This is a genomic window from Virgisporangium aliadipatigenens, from assembly GCF_016863615.1.
In the GTDB taxonomy this organism is placed as follows: domain Bacteria; phylum Actinomycetota; class Actinomycetes; order Mycobacteriales; family Micromonosporaceae; genus Virgisporangium; species Virgisporangium aliadipatigenens.
Genome location: NZ_BOPF01000003.1, coordinates 346,055 through 360,657, shown reverse-complemented (window position 1 = coordinate 360,657; position 14,603 = coordinate 346,055). Strand labels below are relative to the sequence as shown.

Genomic DNA, 14,603 nt, shown 5'->3' with positions numbered 1-14,603 from the left:
CCGGCCACCACCGCGCCTCGCGCGCATCCGCTCACCTCGCTGCCGAAACCACACCGCCGACAACGCGCCTCGCGCACACCGCGCCGCGTCGCCGGAACCGCACCGCCGACGACGCGCCCGCCCGCGTCCGTTAACCGCGTCGGGTCGGGCCGACGAAAGCGCCACACGACCGGCCGGTCTCGCCGTGGCGGGCCGCCCGCCCGGCGTCAGCCGCCCGCAGGGTCCCGGCGGAGGATGCGCCGGGCGACCAGTTCGACCACCACGAGGACGGCTGTCGTCTCGACGGCGAGCAGGGCGACCAGAACGAGCAGCTGGATCGCCCCCGCCTGGACCGGCCCGGCCCCGCCCAGCAACGCCCCGACGAACGCCCCCGGAAGCGTCACCAGCCCCACCGTCCGGGTCTGGTCCAACGCCGGCACCAGCCCCTGCGCGGCCGGCGGGCGGCACACCTCGAGCGCGGCGTCCCGTTCGGTGAAGCCGAGCGCCAGCGCCGCCTCGTACTCCCCGTGGCGGGTCGCCAGCTCGTCGAGCGCGCGGCGGCCGGACAGTGACGTGGCGGTCATCGCCCCGCCGACGAGGATCCCGACGATCGGCACCACCGCGACCGGTTTCAGCGGTACCAGACCCGTCGAGAGAAGAACGGCCAGCACCGGCGCCACCCCGGCACCGATCGCCAGGAGCGCGGCGTTCAGGCCGGCGCCGGCGCCGATCCGCCGCCCCGAGGTGAACGCCGCGACCCCGTACATGAGCAGGCCGAACGCCGCCGTGAGCCACCACGATCGCAACACTCCCACGATCACCAGCGAGACGACCGTGAGCTGGAGCACGGCCCGGGTGTTGGCGCGCAGGACCGCGCCCCACACCGGCAGGCCGCCGAGCCGGGCCGCCCCCGCCGCGACCAGCGTCAACGCCACGAGCACCACCGCCAGCGTCGCCCCGATCGGCACCGTGCCCGCCATGTGGTCACCTCCCGGGCCGGCAACCTACTCCGCCGGGCGAGATAGGTTCGCAGCGCGGGCCCGCCGAGTTGCGAAGGCCGCCGTCCGTTGGAACCGTCCGTAGGAAGAGGAGAGGTCGCATGAAGACTCCCGGTCCGGACCATCCGATCACGGTCGCCCCGGCCGGCACGCGGGTCACGGTGCGCGCCGGCGGGCGGGTCATCGTCGACACCACCGAGGCGCTCGCGCTGCGGGAGTCGACGTATCCGGTGGTGTACTACGTTCCGCTGACCGCAGTCGATCCGGCCGTGCTCAAGCGCACCGCGACGAGCACGTACTGCCCGTACAAGGGCGACGCCTCGTACTACAGCGTCGTCACGCCGGAGGGCGAGATCACCGACGCCGTCTGGGAGTACCGGGAGCCGTACCCGGCGGTGCAGGAGATCGCGGGGCACGTGGCGTTCTACCCGAACAAGGTGGCGGTCGGCGTTGCCTGACCCGGCCGTCCGGCTGCGGCCGCTGACCCAGGAGGACGTGGCGATGATGCGCCGGTTCGTCGTGGAGCCGGGGCTGATCGGGCTGGACTGGCGGGGCTTCAGCGATCCGGAGGCGCCCGCGCGCCGGTTCGCGGAGGACGGCTATGTCGGTCCCCAGGACGGTCGGCTGATCGTGGAGGTCACGGGCGAGGCGGCCGGGTTCGTGTCGTACCGGGCCGGGTCGGTCAGCGACGTGCCGCAGCACTGGACGATCGGCATCGCGCTGCTGCCGGAGTGGCGCGGCCGGGGCGTCGGATGGCGGGCCCAGTCGCTGCTCTGCGAGTACCTGTTCACGCACAGTCCGGCGTGGAAGATCGAGGCCGGCACCCATCCGGAGAACATCGCCGAGCAGCGCGCCCTGGAGAAGGTCGGGTTCACCCGGGAGGCGACGGTGCGGGCGGCCGAGTTCCGCGACGGGCAGTGGCGCGACGGCGTGCTCTACGGGCTGCTGCGCACGGATCCGCTGCGCAGCAGCCACGAGTGAGGCTCAGACCCGTTCGAGGACGACGACGGGGATCTCGCGTGCGGTCCGCGTGGTGTAGTCGTCGTAGTCCGGCCAGGCCTCGACCATGTTCGCCCAGAGGGCGGGCTTCTCCTGCGGGGTGGCGACCCGGGCCCGCGCGCGGAAGCGCTCGCCCTTGATCTGCACCTCGACGTCGGGGTCGGCCGTCAGGTTCACGAACCAGGCCGGCGGGGTGTCCGAGCCGCCCTTCGAGGCCACGACGGTGTAGGCGTTGTCGCCGTACTCGCGGAAGATCAGGGCGTTGGAGCGCTGCTCGCCGGTGCGCCGGCCCTTGGTGAAGAGGATCAGGATCGTGGTCCCGTTGCGCCAGTGGTAGCCGTCCTCGCCGTCCGTCTCGAGGTAGCGGGCGACGTGCGGGGCTCCGTGCAGGTCGATCGCAGACGTCATGCACGGGACACTACCCATTTCCCTAGTGCCCAATCGGTCGAACGCCCTCAGGGCTCTGTGCCGTCCAACTCCCAGGCCTCGGCCACGGCCGCCAGCATCCGCCACGCCGGCTCGGGGCGCAGGGTCTCCGCCGGATCTCCCTGGAACGGGTCGAGGACGACGTCGGTCGCGCCGGCCGCACGAAGTTCCCACAGGTCATCGACGACCTGGTCGATCGTCCCCTCCCCCGCGAGCCGCTCGTCGCCGGTGACCGGGGTGTCCGTCAGGCGCAGCACGATCCGGGGCGCGAACGCCGGCACCGCGCGGCCCTCCTCCCGGGCGACGGCCCGCAGCCGCTTCGCGCCCTCGCGCAGCCACGGCAGCGTCGTGCGCAGCGGGTGCCACGCGTCGCCGAGGCGCACCGCCCGGCGGATGCCCGCGTCGCTGTTGCCGCCGACCCAGAGCGGCACCTGCCCGACCCGGTAGTCGTCGGTGTCCTTCCAGGCCGTGCGGATCGCGGTCAGGGCCTCGTCGGTGAGCGCGCCGCGCCGCTCGAACGGCACCCCGAGCGCCGCGAACTCCCCGCGCGCCCAGCCGATGCCCACACCCAGGATCAGCCGGCCTCCGCTGAGCCGGTCGAGATTGGCCGCCATGCGCGCCACCAGCAGCGGATGCCGGTACGGCGCGATCAGCACCGTGGTGCCGAGCCGGATCCGCCCGGTGCGCCCGGCCAGCCACGACAGCGTGGTGAACGGCTCGTAGAACGGCGCCGGGTACTGGGCCGCCACGTCGGGAGTGATCACCACGTGGTCGGAGACGAACAGCGCGTCGTATCCGAAGCCCTCGACCGTCTGCGCCCAACGACCGAGCACCTGGGGATCGGTACCGGGGCCGAAGTTGGGGACGTTCACACCGATCCGCACGCGGCAAACCTATCAACTGGGACTTAGGGCTCTGGGACGGCTCGGTGATCTCGCCTTATCGTCGCTGGCGATGAAGCTCTCCCGGACCCGTCTCGCCCTGGTCGCCGGCGCCGTCGTCGCGGTGACCGCCCTCGCCGTCGCGGCCTGCGGGACGAGCCGCCCGCCGAAGCCGGCCGCGGGGTCCGCCGCGCCCACCACGGCCGGCCCCTCCGTCGAGGTGACCGGCGGCGCGCCGGATCCGTCCGCGAGCGCGGCGCCGTCGAGCGCGGCCCCGTCCGCCTCCGCGGGGACCAGCCCCCGGCCGTCGCCGAACGCGCCGCTGCCCCCGCCGCCCGCCGGCAGCAAGAAGGGCGTGAGCACCTACGACTTCGGCGGCAACGAGCAGGCGCTGAAGGATGTTCGGGTCTCCTGGTACTACAACTGGTCGCCGAACCGGACGAAGACGAACAGCAACCCCGGCGTGGAGTTCGTGCCGATGATCTGGGGCGCGGCCAACGTCAACGCCTCGACCCTTAACGCCGTCAAGGGCCAGGGCACGCACCTGCTGGGCTTCAACGAGCCGGACTTCAAGGAGCAGGCGAACATGTCGCCGGAGAAGGCCCTGGAGCTGTGGCCGCAGTTGCAGGGCACCGGGATGCGGCTGGGCAGCCCGTCGGTGGCGTTCGGCGGGGACCGGGCCGGCGGATGGCTCGACACGTTCATGAACGGCGCCAACGCGCGTGGGTACCGGGTGGACTTCATCACCCTGCACTGGTACGGCGGGGACTTCTCCGCGGCGGCCGTCGGGCAGCTGCGCGGGTACATCGAGGCCGTGTACAACCGGTACCGCAAGCCGATCTGGCTCACGGAGTTCGCGCTGATGCGCTTCGAGAGCAGCGGGGCCGTGGTGCCGACGCAGGCGCAGCAGGTGGCGTTCGTCAAGGGGGCGACGGCCATGCTGCAGTCACTGTCCTATGTGGAGCGTTACGCGTGGTTCTCGTTGCCGGCCAAGGAGGCCAACAGCACGGGGCTGTACTCCAGCGGCAGCACCACGACCGAGGTGGGCGCGGCCTACCGGGCTGTCAACTGAGTGCCGTCACCTGGGACCGGGCCAGCCTCAGCGCTCCGGCCGCCGCGGGGATCAGGTCGGGCGTGACGTCCTCCAGCGGCCGGAACTCCTCGTCCAGCGGGAGTTCCAGGACGCGGCCCACCTCCCAGTTGCGGGTGCCGCGCAGCAGGGCCGGGTCGTGCACGCGCAGCAGCACGCAGATCTCCGGGCGCAGGTGCAGCAGCGGCACCGAGACGCCGCAGAGGTGGAGTTCGGCCGCGCCGCCGTCGAGCAGGGCCCGCACCGGTGCGCTGTCGAGCAGGCCGGCCTCGGGCGTGGTCTCCAGGTCGAGGCCGAAGAGTTCCTCGGCGAACTCGCGGTAGACGGTCTGCCGGACCGAGAAGCCCTCCCGCCAGTGCGAGCGATCCGGCGGCGCGAGGATCCCGGCCGGCGCCACGTGCAGGAACCCCGGATGGGTGCGCACCCGCCACGAGCGCCGCACGAGCAGGGCCGCGTGGCCGCCGGGGCGCGGCAGGAGCACGGTCGTCGCGACGGAGAGCGCACCGGCGCGGAACCGCCCGTCGCGCACCGGATCGGCGAGCCGTTCGTGCAGCCAGGCGCGGCGCGGCAGGTCGGCCGGCGGCACCGGGCGGTCGGGGTCGGCGGCGAGCGCCTCGACGAACTCCCGTTCGAGCGCCTCGGCCGTCGCCAGGGAGGCGAAGTACGAGCCGGGGCGGGCGTCGACGCGCGGGCCGTCCGCCGTGTCGCGCACCCGCACGGCCGCGTACGTGGGGCCGTCGTGCAGGCCCTGCCGGGGCGGGGCGGCGGCGTACGCGCGGTACTCCGCGGCGCCGCGCGGATCGAACGACGCGTCGAAACCGGGTGGCGGTGTCGGGTCGAGGTCGCCGAGGACCGCGTCGAGGTCCGTACCGGGCGGCACCGGCCGGACCGTCACCGGGAAGGTCCGGCCGCCGAAGCGCACCGGCTCGTACGCCGGATACAGGGCGCGCAGGGTCGGCTCCCAGCCGCGGCCGGCGAGCACCCGGCGGGTCGCGTCGAGGCTCACCCGACGGAGCCGCTCAGCGGGCCGTCGATCCAGCGCGCGACCTGGCGGTGACTGCGCAGGCGCACGATCGTCAGCTCCGGCCGGCGCAGCGACAGGGCGGCCGCGCGCACCCGGTTGCGCCGGTAGGTGCTCCACGCCCAGCGCACGACGTGCTCCGGATCGGTGAGGACGGTGTGCAGCGGCGGTTCGACATTGCCGTTCCACAGGATCTCGTGACGCAACCGGCGGCGAACGGTGCGCCGCACCACCTGCCGCATGACGGTCGCACGCGGGAGGTCCAGCCAGACGAACAGGTCGGCGCGGGCGGCCAGCCGCGCGCGGACCTCGGAGTACTGCCACTCGGTGACCCACGCGGGCCCGGCGGTGAACGCGTCCACGTCGGCGACGAAGCTCGGTCGCGGCACCCAGCCGGGGCCGTGGAACAGCCCGTCGATCTCCACGTGCGGCGCACCGGTCACCTCGGCGATCCGCCGCACCGTCGTCGTCTTGCCGGCGCCCGACGTGCCCGCGACCACCACCCGCAACGGCCGGCGCGGCAACGGGTCGGCGGCTCCGAGCAACGGCACCGCCTCACCCTACCTACCGGCGACGGGCTCCCCCGCGGCGTTTCACCGGCCGGGCGACCGAGAACAGCTCGCCCGGCTGGCAGTCGAGCGCGTCGCAGAGCGCGGTCAGCGTGCTGAACCGGATCGCGCGCGCCCGGCCGTTCTTCAGCACGGAGAGGTTGGCCAGGGTGAGCCCGACCCGGTCGGCCAGCTCGGTAAGGGTCATGCCGCGCGCGTCGAGCAGCGCGTCGAGGTGAACGGCGACCCGGTGCTCCTCCTCGGGCGGCATCAGACGAGGCCGTCCAGGTCGGCGCGCACGGTGCGGCCGTGCTCCACGACCCGCCCGAAGGCCACGAACGCGCTCCCGAGCGGCAGCCACCACCAGCCCGGCTGCCCCTCCCCGCGCATCGCCGTCTCGGCCGCGAACCGCACCGCCTCCGCGAACGCCCCGCCGGCGAGCACCGCGATCCCGAGCCGGCGCAGCCCGCGCGCGTTGGCCACGGTGAACGGCTGCGCCACGGTCATCCGGTCGACCAGCCGCCACGCCTGCCACAGCAGGGCGAGCGCGACGACGGCGGTGACCGCGCCGTGCGCCACCAGGTCGCGCAGCAGGCGCGGGAGCGGCGGCCCGTCGAGGGTGGCGTCCTGCCAGGCGAGGCCGAGCACCACCAGCTGCCGCGCGGACATCAGCACCAGCAGGCCCCGCAGGGCGGGCGCGACGCTTCGCATGATCGGTCCTTATCGTTGGTCGATATATCGAGGATCGATAAGACACGGCTCGATGTCAAGGCTGGCATGATGGGGCTCATGGGCATCACGGGCGCCATGGGCCGCGCGGCCGCCGGTTCCCTGCTGGTGCTCGCCCTGTTGCAGGCCGCCGGCCGGACACCGCCGGAGACGGTCGCGGCGCGCTACCTCGACGAGGCCCTGCGCCTCCTCGCCACGAACGCCCTCGACACGCACCGGGTGGACTGGCGGGCGTTGCGCCACGCGCTGCGCCGGCAGATCGCGGGCGCGCGGAGCACCGCCGACACCTACCCGGCGATCCAGCGGGCGATCGCCGCGCTCGGCAACCCGCACACGTCGTTCGTCCCGCCGGCGCCGGCCGCCCCGGGCTGGGCACCACCGGCGCCTGTCGCGGTGGCGGTGCCGACCGGCCGGACCGTCGGCAGGCTCGCGTACGTCACCCTGCCCGGCCTGCTCGGCACCGACGACGACAACAGCCGCTACGCCGCCGCGGGCGCGGCCGTCGTCGCCGCCCTGGACGCGGCCGGACCGTGCGGCTGGATCGTCGACCTGCGCGCCGACACCGGCGGCAACATGTGGCCGATGCTCACCACCGTGGCGCCGCTGCTCGGCGACGGCACGCACGGCTGGTTCGCCTTCGCCGACGGCACCCGCACCCCGTGGGGGACCCGCGACGGCGCACCGTTCTCCGGCGACACGCCGCTATTCACCCGGTGGCGCAACGGCCACACCCTGCGCCGGCCGGCGCCGCCGGTGGCCGTGCTGACCGGTTCGCGCACGGCGAGCGCGGGCGAGGCCGTCCTGATCGCCTTCCGGGGGCGGCCGCGGACGCGGGTGTTCGGCCGTCCGACGGCGGGGCTCGCGACGGCCAACATGGCGTTCACCCTGTCGGACGGCGCGATCCTGACGCTGACCGTGGCGAACGACGCCGACCGCACCGGCCGCGTCTACGGCGCCGGCCCGATCGCGCCCGACGAGTACCCGGCGAACCTTCCCGGCTCCGACGACCCCGCGCTGGACACCGCCGTCGCGTGGCTGAACGGCCGGACGGGCTGCTGATCAGACCCATGTCGCGCGTCCGCCGAGCGCGCCGCGGCGCCCTGGCAGCGGCTTTCTACATTCACGATTGTGAAACGCTTTCTGTGGTGGCTCGCCGCGCCGTTCATCCTGGCCGGGATCCTGTGGGGGGTGTGGTTCCTCGCCGCGATGGCCTGGTCCGGCGGCGAGTGGGTGGCCACGCACGAGTTCCTGGTGCTCGGCCAGCGGTGGTTCTTCCCCGGCGGGGCGGACCTGCTGCACGCCACCGCGCCCGGCTACCTGCTGCTGATCGCGTGGGCCATGCTCGGCGCGGCCGTCGCGACCGACCACGACTTCGAGGACAACAACCCGTACGTCGTCACCGCCGCCGTGGTGGTGTGTCTCGCGTGCGGCGTCCAGGTCGTGCGGGGCATCAACGACAACGCCAAGGACGAGGGGCGCGGATACGCCGACGCGACCGTGTTCATGGTGCGCGACCCGGCCCACGCGCCGAGCTTCATCGCCGACCTGACCCGTGAGTCCGACGGCGGCACGGGCCGGTGCGAACTCGTCGGACGGCACGACGTCACCGGGTGCGTCTCGCGTGGCGACCTGCCGACCGACTGGGAGCCGCGGGTGGTGTCGATCGCCGGTGCGACGTTCCAGATGAAAACCAACTCGCCCTCGGCCGGCAACACGGACCTCCGCGACGACACCGTCACCTACCTCTACCGCGGGGCCGGCGACGTGCGGGTCTCGGCCGTGCGGGACGGCAAGAACAACAAGCCGCTGCACAGCGTCGTCGAGTGGGACGGGCGGGGGGCGCCGGCGTCCTGCGCGTTCGAGGGGCAGTACGCGCTGGACAAGGCGTTCAACGGCAAGTGGAGCCGCAACCTGCGCGACCTGATCGCCGGCGAGTACCCGCACCTGATCTACGACGACGAGGACATCTGGGGCTACTGCGACGGGTCAGAACCGAAGGTGGTCATCCCGGTCACGCGGCAGGTCGCGTCCCGCCAGCGGACCGTGCTGCGCCCGGCCGGCGTGCTCGTCGTGCAGGGCCGCGAGGGCCACGTGCGGTTGTCGCACCGTTCCAGGGTCTCCGCAGGGGAACTGCCGGGGCCCGCCTACCCGATCACCCTCGTGGCAAAGCAGCGGCAGATGAGCGCGTGGGCCGCCGGGGAGCGGTTCCACAACCGGGGCGGTTTCGGGTTCGAGCCGACGACCGCGACGACCCAGTTGGGCAACGCCTCCGACTTCCTGCTGCGCAGCCGCGCGGACGGGCGCATCTACCGGGTGTCGCCGCTGGTGTCGCGCGGCTCCGACTCGCAGCAGTTCGTGGCGTACAGCGTGATGCCGGCCGACGAGGTCGCCGACGGCCGGCTCAACACCCAACGCATCTACGTGCTCGACGACAACGACCCGCGCATCGTCACGCTCACCCGCATGGAGAACCGCATCAAGACGTACCTGTCGGCGGATCCCGGGTTCTATCCGGCGGGCGGCCGGGTGGTGGAGTTCCTGCCGCTGGACGCGGCCAACTGGCAGGCGTACGGGGAGGTCAACGGCACGGTGAAGTACGTGTTCACGGTGCCGGTCGACGAGACGAAGCGGATCACCGTGCTGAACGTCGCCGACGGCCAGCCGGTCGCCGACGCCGGTGCCGCCTCGCCCTGCGCCGACTTCACCAAGGCGACCCGCGAACAGCTGCGGGAGTGCGCGTTCAAGGCGCTGGAGGAGGACCGGCGCCGGGCCGGTGAGTCGCCGGCCCCGGCCCCGTCACCCAGCCCCTCGGGGTAAGGGCCCGGCCGAGTTCCCGAAACCCCGTTGCCGGTCCGGACACCGGGATGCACACTCCGGGACGTGTTCGATGAACTCGTCGCCGAGGGCGCGGCCGTGCCGGTCGAGGGGTGGGACTTCGGCTGGTTCGCCGGCCGCGCCACCGAGGAACGCCCGTCGTGGGGCTACGCCGCTCTGATGGGCGCGCGGATGGCCGCGGCCGGCCGCGCGCTCGACCTGCAGACCGGCGGCGGCGAGGTGCTCGCCGGCATCGACCGGCCGCCGCCGCACCTGTTCGCCACGGAGGGCTGGCCGCCGAACGCCGCCCTCGCCCGCGAGCGGCTCGCCCCGCTCGGCGCGACGGTGGTGGAGGTGGGCGAGGACGCCGACCTGCCGTTCCCGGACGGCTCGTTCGACCTGGTGGTCAGCCGCCATCCGGTGACCGTCCGGTGGGACGAGGTGGCCCGCGTGCTGGCGCCCGGCGGCGTCTACCTGTCGCAGCAGGTGGGCGCCGGGACGGTGCGGGAGCTCGCCGACGCGATGATGGGCCCGCGGCCGGTGGACCCCGCCCGGGAGCCCGCCCGCGCCCGGGCCGCGGCGACCGCCGCCGGACTGGACGTGCGGCGGCTCGAGGCGGAGTCGCTGCGGATGCAGTTCTTCGACGTGGCGGCCGTGATCGCGTTCCTGCGCAAGGTGATCTGGATCGTGCCGGGGTTCACGGTCGAGAAGTACCGGGAGCCGCTGCGTAGGCTGCACGGGCGGATCGCGGCCGAGGGGCCGTTCGTCGCCCACTCGGAACGCTTCCTCATCGAGGCCGTCAAGCCCGGAGCCCTCACACCGGAATGACGGCGTCCATCTCCCCGTAGTCGGCCGGTGTCGCGGTGAGCAGGTACGCGCGGTGGCGGGTGGTGGCCGCGACGGCCGAACCCCGGGCCGACGTGCCGAAGGTCCGGGTGGCGAGCCCGAGTGCCTCCCAGTCGTCGTCGGCCGGCTCGACCGTCGCGTGGGTGTGCTGGGCGAGCAGGTGCAGCAGCGGCAGCCGCTCCCCGTCGATCAGCGCCACGGCCTCGGCCAGGCACAGGTGCGGCAGCGCGTAGCCGGCGTCCTCGTCGACGACCTCGCGGATGGTCTCACCGACGGCTACCGAACCGTCGGTGAAGGCCAGCATCGCGGTGGTGTCGAGGACGAGGCGGACGGGGTACTTCACGCCGCGTCGGCGGCGCGGCCCAACCGTGCGCGCAGTCGCTCCCACGCCTCTGGTGTCATCCGCTCGTCGGCGGCCCGCAGCCGCGCCCGGGCCCGCTCGCGCCCCTCGGCCGTGACCGTGATGCCGGCGGCGGCCAGCATCGCGTCGGTCTCGTCGGCGGAAGCGCGCTCGGAATTCATGCCCGCCAGATTACCCCGCCCCCGGCCACCCCCGCGTCCCCCGCGACCGCTGACATTTGTCATCGGAACCGGTGTACCGGCGCACTACGGCCGCCCCCGCGCAGCCCGTTGACTGTGTGCATGAACGGGACAGGAGTGGTCGAGGCGCGCGGCCTGCGCCGCCGCTACGGGGCGTCGGGCGGCTACGAAGCCGTGCGGGACGTGTCGTTCGCGGTCGCCGAGGGTGAGCTGTTCGCCCTGCTCGGCACGAACGGCGCGGGCAAGACCTCCACGATGGAGGTGCTGGAGGGGCTGGCGCCGGCCACCGGCGGGCAGGTGCGGGTGCTGGGGCACGACCCGTTCCGCGAACGCCGCGCCGTGCGCCCCCGCATCGGCGTGATGCTGCAGGAGGGCGGCTTCCCGTCGACGCTCACGGTCGCCGAGACGGCGCGGATGTGGGCGGGCACGCTGACCCGGCCGCGTTCCGTGGCGCCGACGCTGGAGCTGGTGGACCTGGCGCACCGCGCGAGCACCCCGGTGCAGCAGCTGTCCGGCGGCGAACGCCGTCGCCTCGACCTGGCCCTCGCCGTTCTGGGCCGGCCGGACGTGCTCTTCCTGGACGAGCCGACGACCGGCCTGGACCCGCAGAGCCGGCAGAACGCCTGGGAGTTGATCCGGGCGCTGCGCGCGGGCGGCACGACGATCCTGCTGACGACGCACTACCTGACCGAGGCGCAGGAGCTGGCGGACCGGGTGGCGATCATGCACCGGGGCCGGATCGCCGCGCACGGCACCATCGGCGAACTGGTCCGCCGGTACCCGGCGCGGATCGGCTTCGCGGCGGACGGCGTCCCCGCCCTCCCGGAACTGCCCGGCGTGCGCGACAGCACCACCACCGGCGGCCGGGTGACCATCCGCACGGACGCGCTGCAGGAGACCCTGACCGCGCTGCTGACCTGGGCGCAGCGGCTCGGCATCACCCTGGACGGGCTGGACGCCCGGGAGGCCTCCCTGGACGAGGCGTTCATGGCGATCGCGGAAGAGGTGCCGGCATGACCGAAAGAGACACCGCGGTGCGAGACAGCACCGTGAGCGGGACGGGTGACGACATGGGCGCACGGGACACCGGCCGGAACGGGCGAACCGCCGGCGTGCGGCGCCGGATCACCGCGCTCGCCCGCGCCGAACTCCTCCTCCTGCTGCGCAACCGCCTCGCCCTCGGCACGGCACTGCTCCTCCCGATCGGAAGCCTGTTCCTCTTCGCGCCGATCCTGGAGGACCTCGACATCGGCATGGCGGCGCGGGCGTACTCGCTGACCGGCCTCGCCGGATTCCTGCTGCTGTACGTCGTCTACTACAACCTCGCCACTGCCTACGTGGCCCGCCGCGAGGAACTCGTGCTCAAGCGGCTGCGCACCGGCGAGTGCACCGACGCGGAGATTCTCGCCGGCACGGCGGTCCCGGCGGTGGCCGGCGCGCTGATCCAGATGGCCGTCGCCGTCCCGGTGGGCGCGCTGCTGCTGGACCTGCCGGTGCCGGTGAACGCGCCGCTGATGCTCCTCGGGATGCTCGGCGGCCTCGTCGTGTTCTGGCTGCTGGCGGCGGCCAGTTCGGTCTTCACCCGCAGCACCGAACTGGCACAGTTGACGACCATGCCGCTGGTGCTGATCTGCCTGTTCGCCTCCGGCGTCGTCTTCCCCGCCACGCAGTGGCCGGATCCGGTGCCGGAGATCGCCCGGTTCCTGCCGTTGACGCCGGTGATGGAGCTGATGCGGCTCGGCTGGGTAGGCACCACGGGCGAGCGCGCGCCGGTAGATTTCGTCGGAACGTTGCGCCCCGCGGGTCTGCCGCTGGCGGTGCTGGTCGCGTGGATCGGGGTGGGGGTGTGGACGGTGCGCCGGTTCTTCCGGTGGGAGCCGCGCCGTTGAACCCCCGACGGTTGCTCCACCGCTGGCGGAGCATGGGCGCGACGGCGCGCTTCGACCTGTACACCCGCGTCTCGATGTACTTCGTCGGTCTGTGGGAGCCGATGCTGGTGCTGTCGGCGACCGAGTCGGATCCGCACGCCTCGAAGCCCGTGCTGGTGACGGCGAGCGCGCTGCACGCGGTGGTCTGCGGGTTCCTGATCCGCGACGGCCTGCGGCACCACCTGGCGGATCGGCCGCTGTCGACGCGCTGGCTGACGGCGGGCGCGGTCAGCACCGCCGCACTCGCCGTGGCGGGCGTGGTACTCGCGCCGGACGGGAACAGCGCCGTGTTCGTCGGGGTGTCGGTGATCGGCGCCTTTGTCACCGCCCTGTCGGTCTGTCTGCCGCTACGCACGGTGGTCGCTTCGGGCGCTCTTCTTTCCGTGGGAACGGGCGCGGTCGTGCTCCTGCTCGGTGCGCGGCCGGACGAGGCGATGGCCGCGGCGCTCCTGGTCGTCCTGCTGCTCTCGCTGACGGTGGTGACGTTCCGGGTGTCGCTGTGGATGCTGGTGACGGTGCGCCGGCTCGACGCCACCAAGCGGACCGAGGCCCGGCTGGCGGTCGCGGAGGAGCGGCTTCGCTTCGCGCGGGATCTGCACGACGTCGTGGGCCGCGACCTGAGCGTGATCGCCATCAAGAGCGAACTGGCCGCGGAGCTGACCCGCCGCGGCCACGACGGCGCGCTGGCCGAGGTCCAGGAGATCCGCCGCCTGGCGGAACGTTCGCTGACGGAGATGCGCGAGGTGGTGCGCGGCTACCGGGAGACCGACCTGCGCAGCGAACTGGCGGGTGCCCGCGCCGTGCTCTCGGCCGCCGGGGTGGAGTGCGAGATCGAGGGCGACGACGGCACCGGACTGCCGGAGCCGGTGCAGGCCGCGCTCGGCTGGGTGGTGCGCGAGGGCAGCACCAACGTCCTGCGCCACAGCGAGGCGAAGACCTGCACCGTGCGGCTGGAACGCGCGGCGGCCCGGGTGACCCTGACGATGGAGAACGACGGCGTGTCCACAGTGGACGGCGCGAACGGCTCGGGCCTGGCCGGCCTGGCCGAACGCCTCATGACCCTCGGCGGCACGGTGCACACCGAACGGCCGGCGCCCGAGCGTTTCCGGTTGACGGCGCGGCTGCCGTTGGGGCGTTCCAAATGATCAAGATCCTGCTCGCGGAGGACGAACATCTGATCCGGGGCGCGCTGGCGGCGCTGCTCGGCCTCGAGGAGGACCTCGACGTGACGGCGCAGGCCGCGACCGGCGCGGAGGCGCTGTCGATGGCCCGGGCGCTGCGGCCCGACGTGGCGGTGCTGGACCTGCAACTGCCGGACATCGACGGCGTGGCGGTGGCCACGGCGATCCACGCCGACGTCCCCGGCTGCCACACGATGATCGTCACCAGCCACGGCCGCCCCGGGCACCTGAAGCGCGCGCTCGCGGCCGGCGTGCGGGGTTTCCTGCCGAAGACCGTCTCCGCGCAGGTGCTCGCCGACGTCGTGCGAACGGTCCACAGTGGAGGCCGCTACGTCGACCCGCAACTGGCGGCGGACGCGATCAGCGCCGGCGACAGCCCGCTCACCCCGCGCGAGGCCGACGTCCTCGAACTGGCCGCCGACGGCGCGCCGGTGGAGGAGATCGCGCGGCGCGCCTCCCTGACGCCGGGGACGGTCCGCAACTACCTCTCCTCGGCGGCGGGCAAGGTCGGCGCGGCGAACCGGCACGAGGCGGTCCGCATCGCCCGCCGCCTGGGCTGGATCTGACCGGAATTCCGGCTGCTGGGGCGTTCCCCCTGGCACACCCGCTGAGAGCCTGCTCGC

At 73.7% G+C, this 14,603-nt stretch carries 19 protein-coding genes; 10 read left to right on the top strand and 9 right to left on the bottom strand.

The annotated features are described in order from the left end of the window. Positions 1-206: 206 nt before the first annotated feature. Positions 207-959 (bottom strand): ABC transporter permease, encoded by a 753-nt coding sequence (locus Val02_RS05805; protein ID WP_239152444.1) that lies wholly within the window; start codon positions 957-959, stop codon positions 207-209. A 119-nt stretch (positions 960-1,078) separates the two neighbouring features. Between Val02_RS05805 and Val02_RS05800 the strand changes: the two genes are divergently transcribed. Continuing rightward, positions 1,079-1,435, top strand: coding sequence for a DUF427 domain-containing protein (locus Val02_RS05800; RefSeq protein WP_203897835.1), 357 nt, complete (start codon positions 1,079-1,081; stop codon positions 1,433-1,435). Continuing rightward, positions 1,428-1,958: a GNAT family N-acetyltransferase gene (locus tag Val02_RS05795; protein WP_203897834.1), complete on the top strand. Its 531-nt coding sequence runs from the start codon at positions 1,428-1,430 to the stop codon at positions 1,956-1,958. Before Val02_RS05800 ends, Val02_RS05795 begins: the two co-directional genes overlap by 8 nt. 3 nt (positions 1,959-1,961) lie before the next feature. On the opposite strand, the gene Val02_RS05790 is transcribed toward Val02_RS05795, so the two are convergent. Together Val02_RS05790 and Val02_RS05785 are read right to left on the bottom strand one after the other, a co-directional pair. After that, entirely contained in the window at positions 1,962-2,384 is a 423-nt protein-coding gene (locus Val02_RS05790) for a nitroreductase family deazaflavin-dependent oxidoreductase (RefSeq protein WP_203897833.1), read from the bottom strand. 47 nt (positions 2,385-2,431) lie between these two features. After that, positions 2,432-3,286 (bottom strand): LLM class flavin-dependent oxidoreductase, encoded by an 855-nt coding sequence (locus Val02_RS05785; protein ID WP_203897832.1) that lies wholly within the window; start codon positions 3,284-3,286, stop codon positions 2,432-2,434. A gap of 70 nt (positions 3,287-3,356) precedes the next feature. Here Val02_RS05785 and Val02_RS05780 point away from each other — a divergent pair, with 70 nt between their 5' ends. Then, positions 3,357-4,355: a glycoside hydrolase family protein gene (locus Val02_RS05780; protein WP_203897831.1), complete on the top strand. Its 999-nt coding sequence runs from the start codon at positions 3,357-3,359 to the stop codon at positions 4,353-4,355. On the opposite strand, the gene Val02_RS05775 is transcribed toward Val02_RS05780, so the two are convergent. The 4 genes from Val02_RS05775 to Val02_RS05760 are packed head-to-tail and all read right to left on the bottom strand — an operon-like array spanning position 4,348 to position 6,653. Next, positions 4,348-5,379: a hypothetical protein gene (locus Val02_RS05775; RefSeq protein ID WP_203897830.1), complete on the bottom strand. Its 1,032-nt coding sequence runs from the start codon at positions 5,377-5,379 to the stop codon at positions 4,348-4,350. The two genes, Val02_RS05780 and Val02_RS05775, sit on opposite strands and share 8 nt — an antisense overlap. Then, positions 5,376-5,945 (bottom strand): P-loop NTPase family protein, encoded by a 570-nt coding sequence (locus Val02_RS05770; protein WP_203897829.1) that lies wholly within the window; start codon positions 5,943-5,945, stop codon positions 5,376-5,378. Before Val02_RS05770 ends, Val02_RS05775 begins: the two co-directional genes overlap by 4 nt. A gap of 13 nt (positions 5,946-5,958) precedes the next feature. After that, the gene (locus tag Val02_RS05765; protein WP_203897828.1) at positions 5,959-6,213 is read right to left on the bottom strand and encodes a helix-turn-helix domain-containing protein; all 255 of its coding nucleotides are present in this window, start codon (positions 6,211-6,213) and stop codon (positions 5,959-5,961) included. Next, positions 6,213-6,653 (bottom strand): DUF2975 domain-containing protein, encoded by a 441-nt coding sequence (locus Val02_RS05760; protein WP_203897827.1) that lies wholly within the window; start codon positions 6,651-6,653, stop codon positions 6,213-6,215. The genes Val02_RS05765 and Val02_RS05760 overlap by 1 nt, the downstream gene beginning before the upstream one ends. 78 nt (positions 6,654-6,731) lie before the next feature. Here Val02_RS05760 and Val02_RS05755 point away from each other — a divergent pair, with 78 nt between their 5' ends. From Val02_RS05755 to Val02_RS05745, 3 genes are all read left to right on the top strand, one after another. Next, complete coding sequence (locus Val02_RS05755) at positions 6,732-7,730, top strand: S41 family peptidase (RefSeq protein ID WP_203897826.1); 999 nt, start codon at positions 6,732-6,734, stop codon at positions 7,728-7,730. Between the two features lie 69 nt (positions 7,731-7,799). Further along, positions 7,800-9,488 carry a hypothetical protein gene (locus Val02_RS05750; RefSeq protein WP_203897825.1) on the top strand — a complete coding sequence of 563 codons (1,689 nt, stop codon included), beginning with the start codon at positions 7,800-7,802 and terminating at the stop codon, positions 9,486-9,488. A gap of 63 nt (positions 9,489-9,551) precedes the next feature. Further along, positions 9,552-10,313, top strand: a complete 762-nt coding sequence (locus Val02_RS05745; RefSeq protein WP_239152442.1) for a class I SAM-dependent methyltransferase — start codon at positions 9,552-9,554, stop codon at positions 10,311-10,313. Here Val02_RS05745 and Val02_RS05740 read toward each other — a convergent pair. Next, positions 10,300-10,674, bottom strand: a complete 375-nt coding sequence (locus Val02_RS05740; RefSeq protein WP_203897823.1) for a hypothetical protein — start codon at positions 10,672-10,674, stop codon at positions 10,300-10,302. The two genes, Val02_RS05745 and Val02_RS05740, sit on opposite strands and share 14 nt — an antisense overlap. Further along, a complete protein-coding gene (locus Val02_RS05735; RefSeq protein ID WP_203898006.1) occupies positions 10,671-10,853 on the bottom strand; it encodes a hypothetical protein in 183 nt (60 codons plus the stop codon). Before Val02_RS05735 ends, Val02_RS05740 begins: the two co-directional genes overlap by 4 nt. A 120-nt stretch (positions 10,854-10,973) precedes the next feature. Here Val02_RS05735 and Val02_RS05730 point away from each other — a divergent pair, with 120 nt between their 5' ends. Genes Val02_RS05730 through Val02_RS05715 form a run of 4 tightly spaced genes read left to right on the top strand, consistent with a single transcriptional unit; the run spans position 10,974 to position 14,546 of the window. Beyond that, complete coding sequence (locus tag Val02_RS05730) at positions 10,974-11,888, top strand: ABC transporter ATP-binding protein (protein WP_203897822.1); 915 nt, start codon at positions 10,974-10,976, stop codon at positions 11,886-11,888. Then, the gene (locus Val02_RS05725) at positions 11,885-12,760 is read left to right on the top strand and encodes an ABC transporter permease (protein WP_239152440.1); all 876 of its coding nucleotides are present in this window, start codon (positions 11,885-11,887) and stop codon (positions 12,758-12,760) included. The genes Val02_RS05730 and Val02_RS05725 overlap by 4 nt, the downstream gene beginning before the upstream one ends. 32 nt (positions 12,761-12,792) lie before the next feature. Next, positions 12,793-13,944: a sensor histidine kinase gene (locus tag Val02_RS05720; RefSeq protein WP_203897821.1), complete on the top strand. Its 1,152-nt coding sequence runs from the start codon at positions 12,793-12,795 to the stop codon at positions 13,942-13,944. Next, complete coding sequence (locus tag Val02_RS05715) at positions 13,941-14,546, top strand: response regulator transcription factor (RefSeq protein WP_203897820.1); 606 nt, start codon at positions 13,941-13,943, stop codon at positions 14,544-14,546. The genes Val02_RS05720 and Val02_RS05715 overlap by 4 nt, the downstream gene beginning before the upstream one ends. Positions 14,547-14,603: the final 57 nt, after the last annotated feature.

Coding starts and splice junctions, on each gene's coding strand:
- Val02_RS05805 (WP_239152444.1), bottom strand. CDS start 959: ATGGCGGGCACGGTGCCGATCGGGGCGACGCTGGCGGTGGTGCTCGTG.
- Val02_RS05800 (WP_203897835.1), top strand. CDS start 1,079: ATGAAGACTCCCGGTCCGGACCATCCGATCACGGTCGCCCCGGCCGGC.
- Val02_RS05790 (WP_203897833.1), bottom strand. CDS start 2,384: ATGACGTCTGCGATCGACCTGCACGGAGCCCCGCACGTCGCCCGCTAC.
- Val02_RS05780 (WP_203897831.1), top strand. CDS start 3,357: ATGAAGCTCTCCCGGACCCGTCTCGCCCTGGTCGCCGGCGCCGTCGTC.
- Val02_RS05765 (WP_203897828.1), bottom strand. CDS start 6,213: ATGCCGCCCGAGGAGGAGCACCGGGTCGCCGTTCACCTCGACGCGCTG.
- Val02_RS05760 (WP_203897827.1), bottom strand. CDS start 6,653: ATGCGAAGCGTCGCGCCCGCCCTGCGGGGCCTGCTGGTGCTGATGTCC.
- Val02_RS05755 (WP_203897826.1), top strand. CDS start 6,732: ATGGGCATCACGGGCGCCATGGGCCGCGCGGCCGCCGGTTCCCTGCTG.
- Val02_RS05735 (WP_203898006.1), bottom strand. CDS start 10,853: ATGAATTCCGAGCGCGCTTCCGCCGACGAGACCGACGCGATGCTGGCC.
- Val02_RS05730 (WP_203897822.1), top strand. CDS start 10,974: ATGAACGGGACAGGAGTGGTCGAGGCGCGCGGCCTGCGCCGCCGCTAC.
- Val02_RS05725 (WP_239152440.1), top strand. CDS start 11,885: ATGACCGAAAGAGACACCGCGGTGCGAGACAGCACCGTGAGCGGGACG.
- Val02_RS05720 (WP_203897821.1), top strand. CDS start 12,793: ATGGGCGCGACGGCGCGCTTCGACCTGTACACCCGCGTCTCGATGTAC.
- Val02_RS05715 (WP_203897820.1), top strand. CDS start 13,941: ATGATCAAGATCCTGCTCGCGGAGGACGAACATCTGATCCGGGGCGCG.